Origin of the sequence: Chryseobacterium suipulveris, from assembly GCF_022811685.1 — a bacterium.
In the GTDB taxonomy this organism is placed as follows: domain Bacteria; phylum Bacteroidota; class Bacteroidia; order Flavobacteriales; family Weeksellaceae; genus Kaistella; species Kaistella suipulveris.
Map to the genome: position 1 here is coordinate 1,111,355 of NZ_CP094532.1, position 15,206 is coordinate 1,126,560.

Annotated in this window: 10 protein-coding genes; 8 read left to right on the top strand and 2 right to left on the bottom strand. The window is 40.7% G+C overall.

The window, feature by feature from the left end; all coding sequences use genetic code 11:
* The first annotated feature begins 79 nt into the window (after positions 1–79).
* The 5 genes from MTP09_RS05200 (at position 80) to purF (ending at position 7,585) form a co-directional block, all read left to right on the top strand.
* The gene (locus MTP09_RS05200; protein WP_243550968.1) at positions 80–3,769 is read left to right on the top strand and encodes a phosphoribosylformylglycinamidine synthase; all 3,690 of its coding nucleotides are present in this window, start codon (positions 80–82) and stop codon (positions 3,767–3,769) included.
* A gap of 141 nt (positions 3,770–3,910) precedes the next feature.
* Entirely contained in the window at positions 3,911–4,525 is a 615-nt protein-coding gene (locus MTP09_RS05205; protein ID WP_243550970.1) for a SatD family protein, read from the top strand.
* A complete protein-coding gene (locus MTP09_RS05210; protein WP_243550971.1) occupies positions 4,522–5,223 on the top strand; it encodes a DUF3307 domain-containing protein in 702 nt (233 codons plus the stop codon). Before MTP09_RS05205 ends, MTP09_RS05210 begins: the two co-directional genes overlap by 4 nt.
* Positions 5,224–5,360: 137 nt before the next feature.
* Complete coding sequence (purC, locus tag MTP09_RS05215; protein ID WP_243550973.1) at positions 5,361–6,080, top strand: phosphoribosylaminoimidazolesuccinocarboxamide synthase; 720 nt, start codon at positions 5,361–5,363, stop codon at positions 6,078–6,080.
* Between the two features lie 17 nt (positions 6,081–6,097).
* The gene (gene purF / locus MTP09_RS05220; protein WP_243550974.1) at positions 6,098–7,585 is read left to right on the top strand and encodes an amidophosphoribosyltransferase; all 1,488 of its coding nucleotides are present in this window, start codon (positions 6,098–6,100) and stop codon (positions 7,583–7,585) included.
* 90 nt (positions 7,586–7,675) lie between these two features.
* On the opposite strand, the gene MTP09_RS05225 is transcribed toward purF, so the two are convergent.
* Together MTP09_RS05225 and aroB are read right to left on the bottom strand one after the other, a co-directional pair.
* A complete protein-coding gene (locus MTP09_RS05225) occupies positions 7,676–8,323 on the bottom strand; it encodes a porin family protein (protein WP_243550975.1) in 648 nt (215 codons plus the stop codon).
* A 295-nt stretch (positions 8,324–8,618) separates the two neighbouring features.
* Entirely contained in the window at positions 8,619–9,653 is a 1,035-nt protein-coding gene (gene aroB, locus MTP09_RS05230) for a 3-dehydroquinate synthase (protein WP_243550976.1), read from the bottom strand.
* A 92-nt stretch (positions 9,654–9,745) separates the two neighbouring features.
* Here aroB and MTP09_RS05235 point away from each other — a divergent pair, with 92 nt between their 5' ends.
* From MTP09_RS05235 to dacB, 3 genes are all read left to right on the top strand, one after another.
* A complete protein-coding gene (locus MTP09_RS05235; RefSeq protein ID WP_243550978.1) occupies positions 9,746–10,912 on the top strand; it encodes a proline dehydrogenase family protein in 1,167 nt (388 codons plus the stop codon).
* Positions 10,913–11,140: 228 nt separating this feature from the next.
* Complete coding sequence (priA, locus tag MTP09_RS05240; RefSeq protein WP_243550979.1) at positions 11,141–13,588, top strand: replication restart helicase PriA; 2,448 nt, start codon at positions 11,141–11,143, stop codon at positions 13,586–13,588.
* Positions 13,589–13,740: 152 nt separating this feature from the next.
* Positions 13,741–15,198: a D-alanyl-D-alanine carboxypeptidase/D-alanyl-D-alanine endopeptidase gene (dacB, locus tag MTP09_RS05245; protein WP_243550980.1), complete on the top strand. Its 1,458-nt coding sequence runs from the start codon at positions 13,741–13,743 to the stop codon at positions 15,196–15,198.
* Positions 15,199–15,206: the final 8 nt, after the last annotated feature.

Here is a 15,206-nt window from a genome sequence, read left to right on the forward strand (position 1 = left end):
TTGGTGTAACCAATGGGAAAATAATTTTTCAGATAAAAAATGCGATAATTAAAGAGCTCCGCAGGAGCAACCCCTAAATATGAAACGTAGAATCTTCGTAGAAAAAAGAGGAATTTTCGACGTCGAAAGTCCAAAAATTTTTAATGAAATAAAGAATATCGTTCCCACAATTCAGAACGTCAAAATCTTTAACATTTACGACATTTTCGGACTGGATGATATTGAACTTAACAAAGTGATTTACAATACGTTTGTGGATCCGGTTACCGACATCGTACATTTTGAGAATCCAGCGAAAAATCTGAATTTCGCCACGGAATTCTTACCCGGACAATACGATCAAAGAGCAGATTCCGCTGAACAGTGTATCGCACTTTTAACCGAAAATGAGAGAGCCACCGTTCGGAGCGGAAGATTAGTTGAGCTTTTCGGAGTGAACGAAAATGATCTGGAAAAAATCAAAAACCACCTCATTAATAAAGTAGAATCTCAGGAAAAAGATCTGTCGATACTCGAAATTCCTGCCGAAGAAACCCCTGATGAAGTTGTTGTCCACGATGGTTTCAAGGATTTTTCAAAATCTGAATTGGAGGGTTTTTACCATAAACACGGTTTCGCTTTCGGGCTCGATGATTTGGAACACATTCAGAACTATTTCAAATCCGAGGACAGAAATCCAACCGAAACCGAACTCAAAGTTTTAGACACTTATTGGAGCGACCATTGCCGACATACTACTTTTGAAACGGAACTTACTGATATTCAATTCAATGGTAAGTTTAAAGAAACGCTTGAAAACATTTTCAACGATTATCTGGAAAAAAGAAAATTCCTCGGTCGTGAAGCGAAACCGGTTTCACTAATGGATTTGGCAACGGTTTGCGCGAGATATTTCCACAAGACGGGAAAACTTGAAAACCTCGTTGTTTCAGACGAAATCAATGCATGTACGATCGAAATCGAAGCAGAGTTTGATGGTAAAAAAGAACCGTGGTATCTTCTTTTCAAAAACGAAACCCACAATCACCCGACAGAAATCGAACCTTTTGGCGGTGCTTCCACTTGTTTGGGAGGTGCGATTCGTGATCCGTTGTCGGGTCGTGCATTTGTTTATCAGGCGATGCGGTTGACTGGAGCTGCGAATGTTCTGGAATCCGTTTCTGATACTTTGCCTGGAAAACTTCCGCAGCGAACCATCACAAAACAGGCGGCGAGCGGTTATTCTTCCTATGGAAACCAAATCGGTTTGGCGACGACTTTAGTAAATGAAATTTATCACGACGGCTACAAAGCTAAAAGAATGGAGGTCGGCTTCGTAGTCGGTGCTGTAAAAAAAGATTGGGTACGAAGGGAAAAACCTGCAAAAGGCGACATCGTCATTTTATTGGGAGGTGCTACAGGAAGAGACGGAGTAGGCGGCGCGACGGGAAGTTCGAAAGAACAGGACGAAACCTCGATCCACACGCTTTCTACGGAAGTGCAGAAAGGAAATGCGGTGGAAGAAAGAAAAATCCAGCGACTGTTTAGAAATCCTGAAGTCACCACATTGATCAAGAAATCCAACGATTTCGGAGCGGGTGGGGTTTCTGTCGCGATTAGCGAAATCGCTGATTCTCTGGAAATTAACCTCGATATCCTTCCATTAAAATATGAAGGATTGAACGGAACCGAACTTGCCATTTCGGAATCTCAGGAAAGGATGGCGGTCGTGATTGAGCAAAAGGACAAAGACAAATTCATCAGATTCTGCGAGAACGAAAACATCAAAGCCGTAGAAGTTGCTAAGGTAACCGATTCGGGAAGGATGCAGATGTTTTGGAGAGGAAGCAAAATCGTGGACTTAAGCAGAGATTTTCTCGACACCAATGGTTGTGCGAAAAAACAGCATGCTTCGGTTTCACACTTGCAAGATGTTGATAATCAAAGTTTAAGCTTTAATAGGGATAATTTCCTACAGCAGCTTTCAAAGAAAAATGTGGCTTCACAAAAAGGTCTTGTCGAAATGTTTGATGCTTCGGTCGGCGGAACCACTGTTGCAATGCCTTTTGGCGGGAAATACCAATTGACGGAAACTGAGGGAAGTGTCCAGACTTTACCGATTTTAAATGCAAAAGATATCGAAACCGTTTCTTTGGCAAGTTGGGGATTCGATGCTGAAATTTCTTCCCAAAACTCGATGATCGGTGCTGCGAACGCCGTGGTAGAAAGCGTTGCAAAAGTTGTCGCGATGGGCGGTAATTACAAAAATATCCGTTTAAGCTTCCAGGAGTATTTTGAAAAAATGGGCAATAACCCGGAAAAATGGGGGAAACCTTTGGCGTCGCTTCTCGGTGCTTATGATGCGCAGATGAATTTCGAACTCGCCGCAATCGGGGGGAAAGATTCGATGAGCGGGACTTATCAGAATTTGAACGTTCCGCCAACGTTGATTTCTTTTGCGTGTGCAAATGGTGAAAAGAAGAATATCATTTCACCAGAACTGAAAAAAGAAGGAAACAAACTTTATCTTTTCAACCACATTCCGCAGGAAAACGGTTTGCCTGATTACGAAAAACTGAAGACGGTTTTCGATTTTGTTCACGAAAATATCAAGTCGGGAAAAATAGTTTCGGTGAAGACAATCAGGGAAGGTGGAGTTGCAGTGGCGTTGGCGAAAATGAGTTTCGGGAACCAACTCGGTGCAGAAATTTCAGTGGATGAACAATTGCTTTTAACCAAAAATATCGGAAGTTTCATTATTGAAAGCGATGGTGAATTAGAAAATAATTTGCTTCAATTAATAGGAGAGATAAACAGTAGTAAAACATTAAAAATAAATAATTTAGAGTTTTTTATAAAAAATTTACTTGAAGTATGGAACGGAACTTTCGAGGAGCTTTTCCCTACCAAAGAATCGGACAAAATCGTGGTGGAAATCGACCACAAATTAAACTCTACAAATCCTCGATCGATTCAAATTCTGAAACACGGAATTGCGAAACCCAAAGTGTTCGTTCCTGTTTTTCCTGGTACGAATTGCGAATACGAAACCCAAAATGCATTCAGAAAAGAAGGCGCCGAAGTTTCAAGTTTACCATTAATAAATCTTAACCATCAACTTTTAAATGAAAGTTTGGACGCGTGGATTTCTGAGATCGAGCAGTCGCAGATTTTGGTATTCTCGGGTGGATTTTCTGCAGGTGACGAACCCGACGGTTCAGCGAAATTCATTGTGAATGTCCTTAAAAATGAGAAGATGAAAAATGCCGTTCACCGACTTTTGGAAAGGGACGGGATGATTCTCGGAATCTGCAACGGATTTCAGGCACTCGTGAAATCGGGACTTTTACCTTATGGAGAAATCCGCGATTTGGATGAAAATTCTCCCACTCTGGCGCACAACGCAATCGGTCGACATATCTCGCAAATGGTGAATGTGAAGGTCGTGAATGACGATTCGCCGTGGTTGAAGGGAATGAAAGACCAGGTGTTTACGATCCCGATTTCTCACGGAGAAGGAAGATTCATGGCTTCGGAAAATCTGATCAAGGAGCTGTACGAAAACGGACAAATTGCGACGCAGTACATTGATTTTGAGGGAAATATTGCACACGGAATGCCGTTTAATCCCAACAATTCGCTGTTTGGTATTGAAGGAGTGACTTCACTTTCAGGAAAAATATTCGGGAGAATGGGGCATCCTGAAAGGTTTGCGGAAGGTTTGCTGAAAAATATTCCAACCGCGAATTACCACAATATCTTTAAGAATGGCGTTGAATATTTCAGGTAGGGACAAATCGCGATTTGTTCATCAAAAAATAATATAAGTCAATTCGCTAATATTTAGTAATTATAAGTTTTTTCGCTTATATTTGGTTGTTATAAGTTATTTTACTTATATTTGTGGATTATAAGCAAAAGTGCTTATGAAATGATTATGAAAGCTGTAATTACTGGCGACATCGTAAATTCACAGGAAGCAGATTCCGAAAATTGGCTGCCCAAACTAAAGCAGCTTCTTGAAAAATGGGGAAAAACGCCAACTGATTGGGAAATTTACAGAGGCGATGAATTTCAACTCAAATGTGATATTGAGGAAGTTTTCTGGACGGCTTTAACCATCAAGTCATTAGTGAAACAATTTGAAAATCTGGACGTTAGAATTGCGATAGGTATCGGTGAAGAACAATATTCCTCCGAAAAAATCACAGAATCTAACGGAACGGCGTATGTGCATTCAGGAAGGTTGCTCAACGAGATTAAGAACGAGGGGAAAACTTTTGCCATTAGAACTCCAGACGAAACAATTAACGCTGATTTAGGTATTCTGTTCAAGTGGTGTTCGCTGGATTTTGATTCCTGGACGATCGCTGTTTCAGAAATCGTACATTTGTTGATGCTGGACAAAAATCTGACTCAAGATGACTTGGCAAAAAAATTGGGTATCTCTCAGTCGTCTGTAAGTCAAAGAATTAAACGGGCAAATCTGGACCTAATTCTGGAAACCGACCAGTATTTCCGCAAAAAAATAGCTGAATTGAAATGATTTTCACTCCACTCATATTGGCACATTTGCTTGGCGACTTCCTACTGCAGCCAACTTCCTGGGTCGCCGATAAGGAGCGGAAAAAAGAGCGCAGCATCTATCTTTACTTCCACATTCTGATCCACATCGTTTTGGTGCTGATTCTTCTGTGGGACCTACAGCTTTGTTGGATTGCCGCAATCATCGGAGTTACTCATTTTTTCATCGATTTGGCGAAACTGCGATTGCAAACCCCGAAAAACAAAAGAACTTGGTTTTTTGCTGACCAGCTGCTTCATATATTGGTAATCGTCTTATTATCAGTATTTTATTATCCCTACTTCAAGTGGGAAGATTTCTTCAACCACGAAAATCTGAAACTGATTTCGGCAGTCGTTTTCCTCACCGTTCCGAGTTCGATCATCATCAAAACCTTAATTTCCATTTGGACTCCGGTCACTGTTGACCACAGCAAAGTGCGGACGGAATCACTCGTCAATGCCGGAAAATACATCGGGATTCTCGAGCGGCTTTTGGTTTTCGTGTTCATCATCGTCAATCATTGGGAAGGAGTGGGATTTATGATCGCCGCAAAATCGGTGTTCAGGTTCAGTGATTTGGCGGAAGCAAAACAGCGCAAACTCACCGAATACGTACTGATCGGAACATTGCTGAGTTTCGGAATTGCAGTACTGACGGGGATTTTAATTAAGATTTAGAATGTTAAGATTTGATACCTATGAAATAAATCGAAATTTGCTCCCTTTAGGGACGGGGTAATCAAATTTAGGTTTATTGAAAAAATCTAAACAGGTTTTTAAATATAAAAGAAAGAAATAATTCAAGTAAAAGTAAAATGACTAAAGGTAAAATGCTTTACGAAGGGAAAGCAAAACAGGTTTTCGAAACCGATCATCCGAATGAAGTCATCGTTCGTTTCAAAGACGATGCAACCGCCTTCAACGCTCAGAAAAAAGGAAGCGTGGATTTGAAAGGGGAGATGAACAACGCCATCACGACCTTGATTTTCGAATACCTGAATGAGAAAGGAATTCCCACCCACTTCATCAAAAAGCTGGATGAAAGAGAGCAGCTCGTGAAAAAAGTGAAAATAATTCCTTTGGAAATGGTGGTTCGCAACTATTCCGCAGGAAGTATGGCGCAAAGGTTGGGTGTGGAAGAAGGCGTCAAATCGCCTGTCACGATTTTCGACATCTGCTATAAAAAAGACGAGTTGGGAGATCCGCTTATCAACGACCACCACGCAGTTTTTCTGGGTGCGGCAACGTATGAGGAACTCGACGAGATGTATGAGTTGACTGCAGACATTAACGAAATCCTTATCGACCTTTTCGACAAAATGAATATTATTTTGGTCGACTTTAAAATCGAACTCGGCAAAACTGCTGACGGAAAAATTGTTTTGGCAGATGAAATCTCTCCCGACACTTGCCGACTTTGGGATAAAGACACGATGAAGAAACTCGACAAAGACCGGTTCCGCCGCGATTTAGGCGAAGTGACCGAGGCGTACGTCGAAATTTATGAGCGACTGAAAAAAGTTTTGAACAAATAATTTTTGCAGCAGTAAAAATGAAAGATTTACAACAAAAGAAAGAAAATTATTTAAACCGTTTCAAAACCGAAATCTACGGCAGAAATCTTATGAAGACCGATGAACCGCTGGATTCGCCGACTGAAGAATGTGGGATTTTCGGACTTTATTCCGAGAACGACCTGGATACTTTTTCGCTGTCGCAGTTTGGGCTTTTCGCATTGCAGCACCGCGGTCAGGAAGCGTGCGGAATTTCGGTGATGAACAAGGGGCGGATTTTCAATATCAAAGATGAGGGACTGGTTCTGGACGTTTATAAAGACATTCGCGAACCCGAAACTTTCATGGGAAATTCTGCGATCGGACACACGAGATACACGACTGCAGGCGACAAGAAAAAATACAATTTCCAGCCGTTCTTTGCCAAGAATGAATACGACCAGATTATCCTTTCCATCGCACATAACGGGAATTTGACCAACGCCAGAAAACTCAAAGCCGAACTCGAGGAGGAAGGAGTGGTTTTCAAGGCAACTTCCGATTCGGAGGTGATTCTTCGACTGATCCAGAAGAATCTTGATTTAGGTTTAAGAGGTGCAATCAAAGCGACGATGGATAAGATCGAAGGCGCTTATTCGGTTGTGGGAATGACGCGAAACAAGTTTTTTGCATTCCGCGATTTCCACGGGATCCGTCCTTTGGTTTTGGGCGCGATCGACGAGAAAACCTTTGTTGCTGCTTCCGAATCTGTCGCGTTAGACGCGGTTGGAGCGCAATATATGCGCGACATTCTTCCTGGAGAAATTGTCTTTACCAGTGAAAACGAGCCAGGTTTGCAAAGCTTTTTAGTCAAAGAAGATTGTGAGCGCAGGATCTGTGCTTTTGAATATATTTATTTTGCGAGACCTGACTCTACTTTGGAGGGAATCAATGTGCACGAAGTCCGCGAGAAATCTGGGGAGAAAATTTGGGAACAGGCACCAGTTGAAGCCGATATCGTAATCGGCGTTCCCGATTCTGGAGTTCCGGCGGCGATTGGTTTTTCTAAGGCATCGGGAATTCCGTTCCGTCCGGTTTTGATCAAAAATCGTTATGTTGGGCGAAGTTTCATTATTCCTACTCAGGATATGCGCGAAAGAATCGTGAACCTTAAACTGAACCCGATCGTTTCTGAAATCAAAGGGAAAAGGGTAGTGATCATCGACGATTCCATTGTTCGCGGAACGACCTCGAAACGTTTGGTGAAAATTCTGAAAGATGCGGGTGTGAAGGAAATCCACTTCCGAAGTGTTTCCCCGCCGATCATCGCGCCGTGTTATCTTGGAATTGACACGCCTTCGAAAGACGACCTGATTTCAGCAAATATGAGCAAAGAGGAACTGAGAAAATATCTCGGCGTCGATTCTTTGGAATTCCTGAGTATGGAAAATCTGATCGAGATCCTGGGAAGTGACAACCACTGTTTTGGTTGCTTTACCGAGAAATATCCCGTTCCGAAAGGGGATGATGAAAGTTTGTTTAATTAAGAAAATTCACTAAAGGAATATAAAAAAGAAAAAGGTTGGGAGCAATTTCCCAACCTTCTCTATTAAGTGAAATTAAATGATGTTTCTTAATTAGAATTTGTAATTCAAACCAACTTGGAAAACGTTGTTCTTCACTGCGTCACCGTTGTTGTTTTTAACAATATCTGTAAATCCAGCAACATATCTTGCGTTAACTCCGATATTCGGCGTGAAATAGTAACCTGCACCTAATCCTACTCCAAAGTTGAATCCGTTCAAATTGTCTTTGATGTCGTCTGATCCAGAAGAAGAAGATGTTGTGGTCGATGTACCTGTTGTAGTAGTAGTTGTAACTTCACCTTTTGTTTTTCCGCTTAGGAGAAGACCGAATTCTGGACCTGCTTCAAGGTAGAAAGATGGAGTAGCATTGTACTGGAACATTACTGGTAAAGCCAAATAATCTAGAATGGTTGAACCCGTAGTTTTTCTTGTAATTGTAGTTCCTCCACTAGTTGCTGTAGAGGTATTGGTAGCTTTGTTACCGTATTGCGAATAAATCAATTCCGGCTGAATGCTAAAGTTTTCCGCGATTGGAGCGTTCATAAAAACCCCTGCGTTAAACCCAACCTTTGCTTTTGCATCATCCATGGAAGAAGTTTTTGACAAAGAGGAAACATTCATACCTGCTTTTAATCCAAACTGTTGTGCAAATGTCAATGAACTCATTGCGATCGCTGCACCTAAAAATAACTTTTTCATAATTTTAAATTTTCGATGTTTTTTTTGCTTTTTTGATAATCGTAACTTTTTGATGGAAGTGAAAATTTACTTTCAATCTAAAAGTCCGGTTATCATTGCAATTTTAAATTTTGTTTTACGGGTTGAGTAAGACAAACGGTGTGCCAAAACAGAAAATTATGGAAGGTTTTTGAAGTTAAGTTTAACTGTATAATTTAGTAAATTATTGATTTTCAATCAGTTTTGATGTGTATAAGAAAAGGTGTTTAATATTGTTGTTTTTAATTCCAAAAAACACATAAAGTAACTTTTATCCTTAATTTTGATAAAAATGTAATGCGGTAATTACATGTTCAGTGGAAACGGAATGGTCGAAATTGCAACTTCCGATATTGGTAAGCAACGAAAACTTGATTGTTCCGTGCGAATTTTTCTTGTCATTTTTCATTAAAGACAAAAGTTCTTCCGTTTTCAATTGTTGAATATCTTGTTGGGGAAAAAACTTCAGGATGTTGGTAATGACTTGATTTGCTGTGTTTTCAGAAATAAGGTTTTCCAAAAAAGAAAGTCGGGTTTCGCAGATTATTCCCATCGCAACCGCTTCACCGTGGAGAATCGGGGTTCCTTTTTGCAGAAAGCTGCTTTCAAAAGCGTGACCGATTGTGTGTCCGAAATTCAGGGTTTTGCGGATATTCTGTTCCTTGAAATCTTTTTCCACCACATTTTGCTTTATTTTCATTGATGCTTCAATAAAGGGTGCGATGTTTTCGGGAGTCAATTCTTTGATAAAAATTAAATCGTTCCAGTGTTTTTCGTCGGTGATCAGTCCGTGTTTGAGCATTTCGGCGAAACCGCTTCTGAGTTCTTCGAAAGGTAATGTTTTCAGGAAATCAGGAAAACAGAAAACCATTTCTGCTTCTGCAAAAGTCCCTACAATATTTTTCAGAAACTGATGGTCAATTCCCGTTTTTCCGCCGATGGATGCGTCAACCATTCCTAAAAGTGTGGTGGGAATATTGATAAATTTGATTCCCCTTTTATAGGTAGAACCGACAAATCCGCCCAAATCGGTGATGACGCCGCCTCCAAGATTGATGAGCAGGGATTTTCTGTCGGCTTCAAATTCAGAAAGAATTTCCCAAAGCTGAACCGCGGTGTCGATGGTTTTCAGTTCTTCGCCCGGTTCGATTTCGATGATTTCAAATGGGATTTCGGTTTCCAGATTTCCCAAAACTGTCGGCAAGCAGTATTCGTGCGTGTTTTCATCAACCAGGATCAGTAGTTTTGACGGCTTTAATTCATCCAAAAAAACATTGAGCTGCGAAAAGTCCTGGTCCAAAAATGAAATCATCTGCTGAAATTTCTCACAAAATTAAACTTTAATTTAGTTTTTTCAAGTCACCGAGTATTATTAAATTTGTTGGATTATAAACTTTCCAAATAATGTCTGTTTTCAACGATACTCAAATTGCTTTTCAGGACAAATCGACCAATCAGCTCCGAAAAGCGTACTGGATGTTCAAAGCCATCGAAAATCCCACTGTCACCAATTTAGGAATCAACGCCCTTAATTTTACCATTAAGAATAACTTTCCGTTTGTGGAGGGAATTGTGAGGCAAACCTTGTTTGAACAGTTCGCCGGCGGCGAAACCCGCGAAAAAAGTATGGAGGTGGTGAAGAAACTTTTCAAACACCACATCGGAAGTATCTTTGATTACGCTATCGAAGGAAAAGAAGACGAAGCCACTTTCGACCATACCTGCGAAGAAATTAAGCAGAACATTAAGTTTGCCGAAGGAAATCCAGCGATTCCTTTTGTGGTTTTCAAACCGACCGGTTTCGGAAGATTGGACCTCTACTCCGAAGTTCAGAGCGGAAAAGAACTCACGACCAGCGAAAAAGCGGAGTGGGAGAAAATCAAAAACCGCTATGAGGAAGTCTGCAAACTCGCCTACGAAAAGAATGTCGTTTTAATGATCGATGCTGAAGAAACCTGTATGCAGGATGTTGTAGATGACGTGGTAAATTCGATGATGGAAAAATACAACCGAGAGAAAGCAATCGTTTGGAACACCCTGCAAATGTACAGAACAGGCAGAATCGAAAACCTGAATGAAGATCTGAAACGCGCGAAAGAAAAAGGATACTTCCTGGGTTACAAATTTGTGAGAGGTGCGTATATGGAAAAAGAAAGAGAGCGTGCCGCCGCGATGAATTATCCCGATCCGATACAGCCGACAAAAGCCGCAACCGACGATAATTACAACGCCGCAATCGATTTTGTTTTGGATAATCTCGACAGAGTTTCGGGCTACTTCGGAACGCACAACGAGAAATCGACGGAACTGGTGATGAATAAAATGAAGCAGAAAGGTTTGGCGAACGACCACCCGCAAGTTTATTTCGGGCAACTGTACGGAATGAGCGACAATATCACGTATTTTCTGGGAGAGAAAAAGTACAACGCCTCCAAATATCTTCCGTACGGACCTGTGAAAGATGTGGTTCCGTATCTCACGAGAAGAGCTCAGGAAAATACTTCAGTTGCTGGACAAACCGGCCGCGAACTGGGCTTGATCGAAAAAGAACTGAAGAGGAGAAAGGAGTGATAATTTGATAATTTGATAATTTGATAATTTGAAAATTTCTTTGCCGGTACAAGCAAAGGTAATTTGATAATGTGATAATTTCTAAATTTGAAAGTGTATTGGAGAGTGGAATTCCACTATTGAAATTATTGAATAATTTTTAGCAACTTCAACCATTATCGGACAATTTCAAACCATTGCACCAATCTGCACCAACTGCAACTATTTGCACCCCAAACTTAACCAGTTTTGAACTTTGCACAGATCATTCTTCCGCTCAACCTCAAAGGAACTTTCACCTACAAAGTTCCTGTTGATTTTTTGGAAAAGATCGAAATTGGGATGCGTGTGCTGGTTCCGTTTCGCGGCAAGAAAATCTATACGGGAATTGTGTGCGAAATTCACGACACAGAACCCGAAAGTTTTGTTCCGAAGGAAATCATCAGCATTTTAGACGATGCCCCGATTTTGCCGAACGAGCAGATCCGCTTCTGGAACTGGCTTTCCGAGTATTACCTCTGCAATTTGGGCGAAATTTACCGTTTCGCTTTTCCTTCTTCATTAAAACTTGAAAGCGAAACTTATTTGAAATTAAAGACAAATGTCACGATCGATTTCGAGAATTTGGATGTGAACGAAATGTATCTGATTCAGGCGCTGGAAGTTCGACAAACCATTAATTTGACGGAGATTGAGGCCTTCATTCCCAAAAAGGAAATTATGAAGACCATTTCTTCGCTGATTGATTTGCAGTACATCGAAATCGACGAAAAAATTGCAGAGAAATATAAGCAGAAAGAAGTTGCATTTGTAAAAATTAATGAAGAAGCCCTGAAAAACAGGGCCCTTCCTGAAATTCTTCTCGAGCTGAAACGTTCGCCGAAACAGCAGGAGCTGTTCCTATTAATCCTCGAAAAACAAACCGAGAATCCCGAAAAACCCATCAGGAAATCTGAACTTTTTGATGAAGGAAATTTTTCGCATGCACAGTTAAAATCTTTAGTTGAAAAAAATCTGGTGCATGAATTTCTGATCCAAAAAGACCGTCTGGAAAGTTTTGAGGGTGAAATTGAAGAAATCGAAAAACTGACCGATGCACAGTTGAAAGCGAAAAACGAAATCGACGATGCCTTTTCGGAAGGGAAAAATGTCTTGCTTCACGGCGTGACTTCTTCTGGGAAAACGCACATTTACCTTGAAAAAATCGAAGAAACTGTTACTGAAGGAAAGAATGTGCTTTTTCTGTTGCCCGAAATTTCATTAACCAAACAGATTGTTCAGCGGTTGGAAAAAAAATACGGGAAGCAACTCGGCTTTTATCACCAGAAACTGACCGATTTCGAAAGGGTGGAAGTATGGCGAAAAGTTCGAAACAACGAACTGAAAATCCTTATCGGGACGAGGAACGCGCTGTTTCTTCCTTTTCAAAATTTGGGTTTGATCGTTGTTGATGAGGAACACGACTCGATGTACCGACCGCGCGAAGTTTCCCCTTATTTCAATGCAAAAGATGCGGCGCAGGTTTTAGCCCAGATTTACGGAGCCAACGTGATTTTGGGTTCTGCAACACCTTCGGTGGAATCCTATTATTTTGCCAAAAAGGAAAAGTTGAAATATGTTTTTCTCGGTGAACGATTTGGGAATGTGAAATTGCCTGAATATGAATTGGTTAACTTTAAAGAATCTCAGGATTCCAAAAATATTGTCGGGAATTTTTCAACGCAACTGATTGAGGAAATCCGAAAAGAACTTGACCGAAAAAAGCAGACGATGATCCTCCACAACCGCCGTGGTTACGCAAATGTCGTGGAATGTGAAAGTTGCGGCTACGTCAATTATTGCTCCAACTGCGATGTGGTGATGACTTACCATAAATTTTCAAACGAGTTGAAATGCCATTACTGCGGACAAAAAGCGGCGAAACCAAAGATCTGTCCGAAATGCCATTCCGAAAAACTGAATACTCGCGGAGTTGGAGTGGAGCAGATTCACGAGGAAATTTCTAAGATTTTTCCTGATGCTGAAGTCGATCGAATGGATGTAGATTCGATGCGCAGAAAATTTGCTTACGAAAAACTTTACGAAAAACTGGAAGAAGGCGAAACCGATATTTTGGTTGGAACACAGATGATTTCGAAAGGTCTTGATTTCGACAATATCGAATTGGTCGCGATTCCGAAAGCCGATTCACTGCTGTATGTGCAGGATTTCCGCGCGGAGGAAAGAGCATACCAACTGATCACACAAGTTTCCGGAAGAGCAGGAAGAATTTCCGGCGAAGGAAAAGTTCTGATCCAAACCTATAATCCTTATCATCCTGTTTTTGAGAGGATTAAGGAGCATGATTCCAGCAAAATCTATGAACATTTTTTGGAAGAACGGAAGAAATTTCTTTACCCGCCGTTTGTAAAATTAATTCTGATCGAACTCAAGCACAGAAGGGAAGATAAAGTAAACCGTGCTTCACAGTTCATGGGTTCGGTTCTGAGAAAATATTTGCCCGAAGAATGTATTTTAGGTCCAGAAAAATCACCGATCGGGAAGCTGAATCTGCTATATCAATATCAGGTTTTGCTCAAACTTCCGAGGGGAAAAAAGTATGCGGAATTTAAAAAATTGCTGATTAAGAGTTTGGAGGAATTCAATGAAATTACCGGTTATCAGTCAGTGAAAAAGTCCCTTTTCGTTGATTTTTAACAAACTTTAACAAATTTTACCTCGATTTATCACTGTTAACTCCTTGACTTTCAACAATAATTTTTACATTTGAACGTTGAAAAGGAGTCTTGCAATCGTCTTTTCGGCAATTTAACATAGGAGTTTACCGATAATCAAATAAATAAAATTAAATGATTAGCATCAAAAATATCTTAGCTTCCTCAGCAATCGCCATTTCATCGGCAATCTTTGCTCAGGGAACTTTCACTTCAAATAATTTCCCCCAATCATACGAAACTTCTTCATCTTCATCTTCATCCAGCGTTTCATCTGAAAAACTGATGAGTGCCAAAGAATTGGTTGACATCAAAATCAACTCGATGATGAATGATCCTGTACTGCGAAACGCAAACTGGGGTTTTGTAATCTACGATCCTAAGACAAAGAAAATCGTTAGTTCCTATAACGAAAACGCTTCTTTGATTCCAGCATCTACCACAAAACTTTTGACTACCGATACAGCAATGAAGCTTTTAGGAGAAAAATTCCGTTGGATTACACAATTGGAATACTCCGGAAACATCGATGAAAACGGAACCCTGAACGGAAACCTCTATATCGTTGGAAGCGGCGACCCATCATTGGGAAGCAGCAAAGCGGGGGCAAGTTCTTACTCTGCTATTATTTCTGACTTTATTGCAGAAATCAGAAATAAGGGAATTAAAAGAGTAAATGGAGACATCGTTTTGCAGACCGCGGTTTTCAAGGTTAACAAAATGGAGAAACTCCCTGCAAACATCGTGTGGCTCGATAACGGAAGCTATTACCTTCCTGTTGGAACGACTTACGAAATCAACCCTCAGAACGAGAAACTGATTGCAAAACAATCCAACCCTTTTGTTGAAAACAAAAATTTCTACTACGTTTCGCCATACATCAACCAAATGGTTTATGCCGATAAGTTTGAAGGAGGTTATCTTACCACGAAATTGCCGGAAGTTCCCGCTTACCTCGCCAATAATTTAAGAGCAAATATGGTTAAACGCGGAATCGGAGTTTCGGGGAAAGTGGTTTCAAAACTCACCGACCTTAATCCTGAGAAACGAGAAACAATCACTTCTTACTCATCGCCAACTTTGGCAGATATTGTTTACTATACCAATCAGCACAGCGACAATGCGCTTGCTGAAGCGACTTTGAGAATGGTTGGCTTCCAAAAAGACGGTGACCAAACTTTGGAGTCGGGTAGAAATGTGGTGTTACAGCATTTGACCGCTGAAGGTTTCGATACCAAAGGACTGAATTATATGGACGGAAGCGGATTGTCGCGAAACAATTTGGTGACGCCGATTTCCCAAGTGAAATTCCTGACGAATCTGATGAACGAGAAATACTACAAAAGTTATTTCGAGTCTTTGCCAATCGCGGGACAGACAGGAACTTTGAAGAAGTCATTCTACGGAAGCGGAAACGGGCAGATTTTTGCCAAAACAGGAACATTAAACAAAGTGAAAACTTTGGCTGGATATATGAAAACCTATTCAGGAAAAACGTTGGTGTTCTCATTGTTGATCAATAATTACGGAGGTTCGGTGGATCAGGTGAAAAACAGGATGGAACAAATTCTGGAACCCGCATTGAATCTTTAATTTTAGTA

Excerpts from the sequence above, each read along its gene's own strand:
- MTP09_RS05200 (WP_243550968.1), top strand. The coding sequence starts at position 80 with ATGAAACGTAGAATCTTCGTAGAAAAAAGAGGAATTTTCGACGTCGAA.
- MTP09_RS05205 (WP_243550970.1), top strand. The coding sequence starts at position 3,911 with ATGATTATGAAAGCTGTAATTACTGGCGACATCGTAAATTCACAGGAA.
- MTP09_RS05210 (WP_243550971.1), top strand. The coding sequence starts at position 4,522 with ATGATTTTCACTCCACTCATATTGGCACATTTGCTTGGCGACTTCCTA.
- purC (WP_243550973.1), top strand. The coding sequence starts at position 5,361 with ATGACTAAAGGTAAAATGCTTTACGAAGGGAAAGCAAAACAGGTTTTC.
- purF (WP_243550974.1), top strand. The coding sequence starts at position 6,098 with ATGAAAGATTTACAACAAAAGAAAGAAAATTATTTAAACCGTTTCAAA.
- MTP09_RS05225 (WP_243550975.1), bottom strand. The coding sequence starts at position 8,323 with ATGAAAAAGTTATTTTTAGGTGCAGCGATCGCAATGAGTTCATTGACA.
- aroB (WP_243550976.1), bottom strand. The coding sequence starts at position 9,653 with ATGATTTCATTTTTGGACCAGGACTTTTCGCAGCTCAATGTTTTTTTG.
- MTP09_RS05235 (WP_243550978.1), top strand. The coding sequence starts at position 9,746 with ATGTCTGTTTTCAACGATACTCAAATTGCTTTTCAGGACAAATCGACC.
- dacB (WP_243550980.1), top strand. The coding sequence starts at position 13,741 with ATGATTAGCATCAAAAATATCTTAGCTTCCTCAGCAATCGCCATTTCA.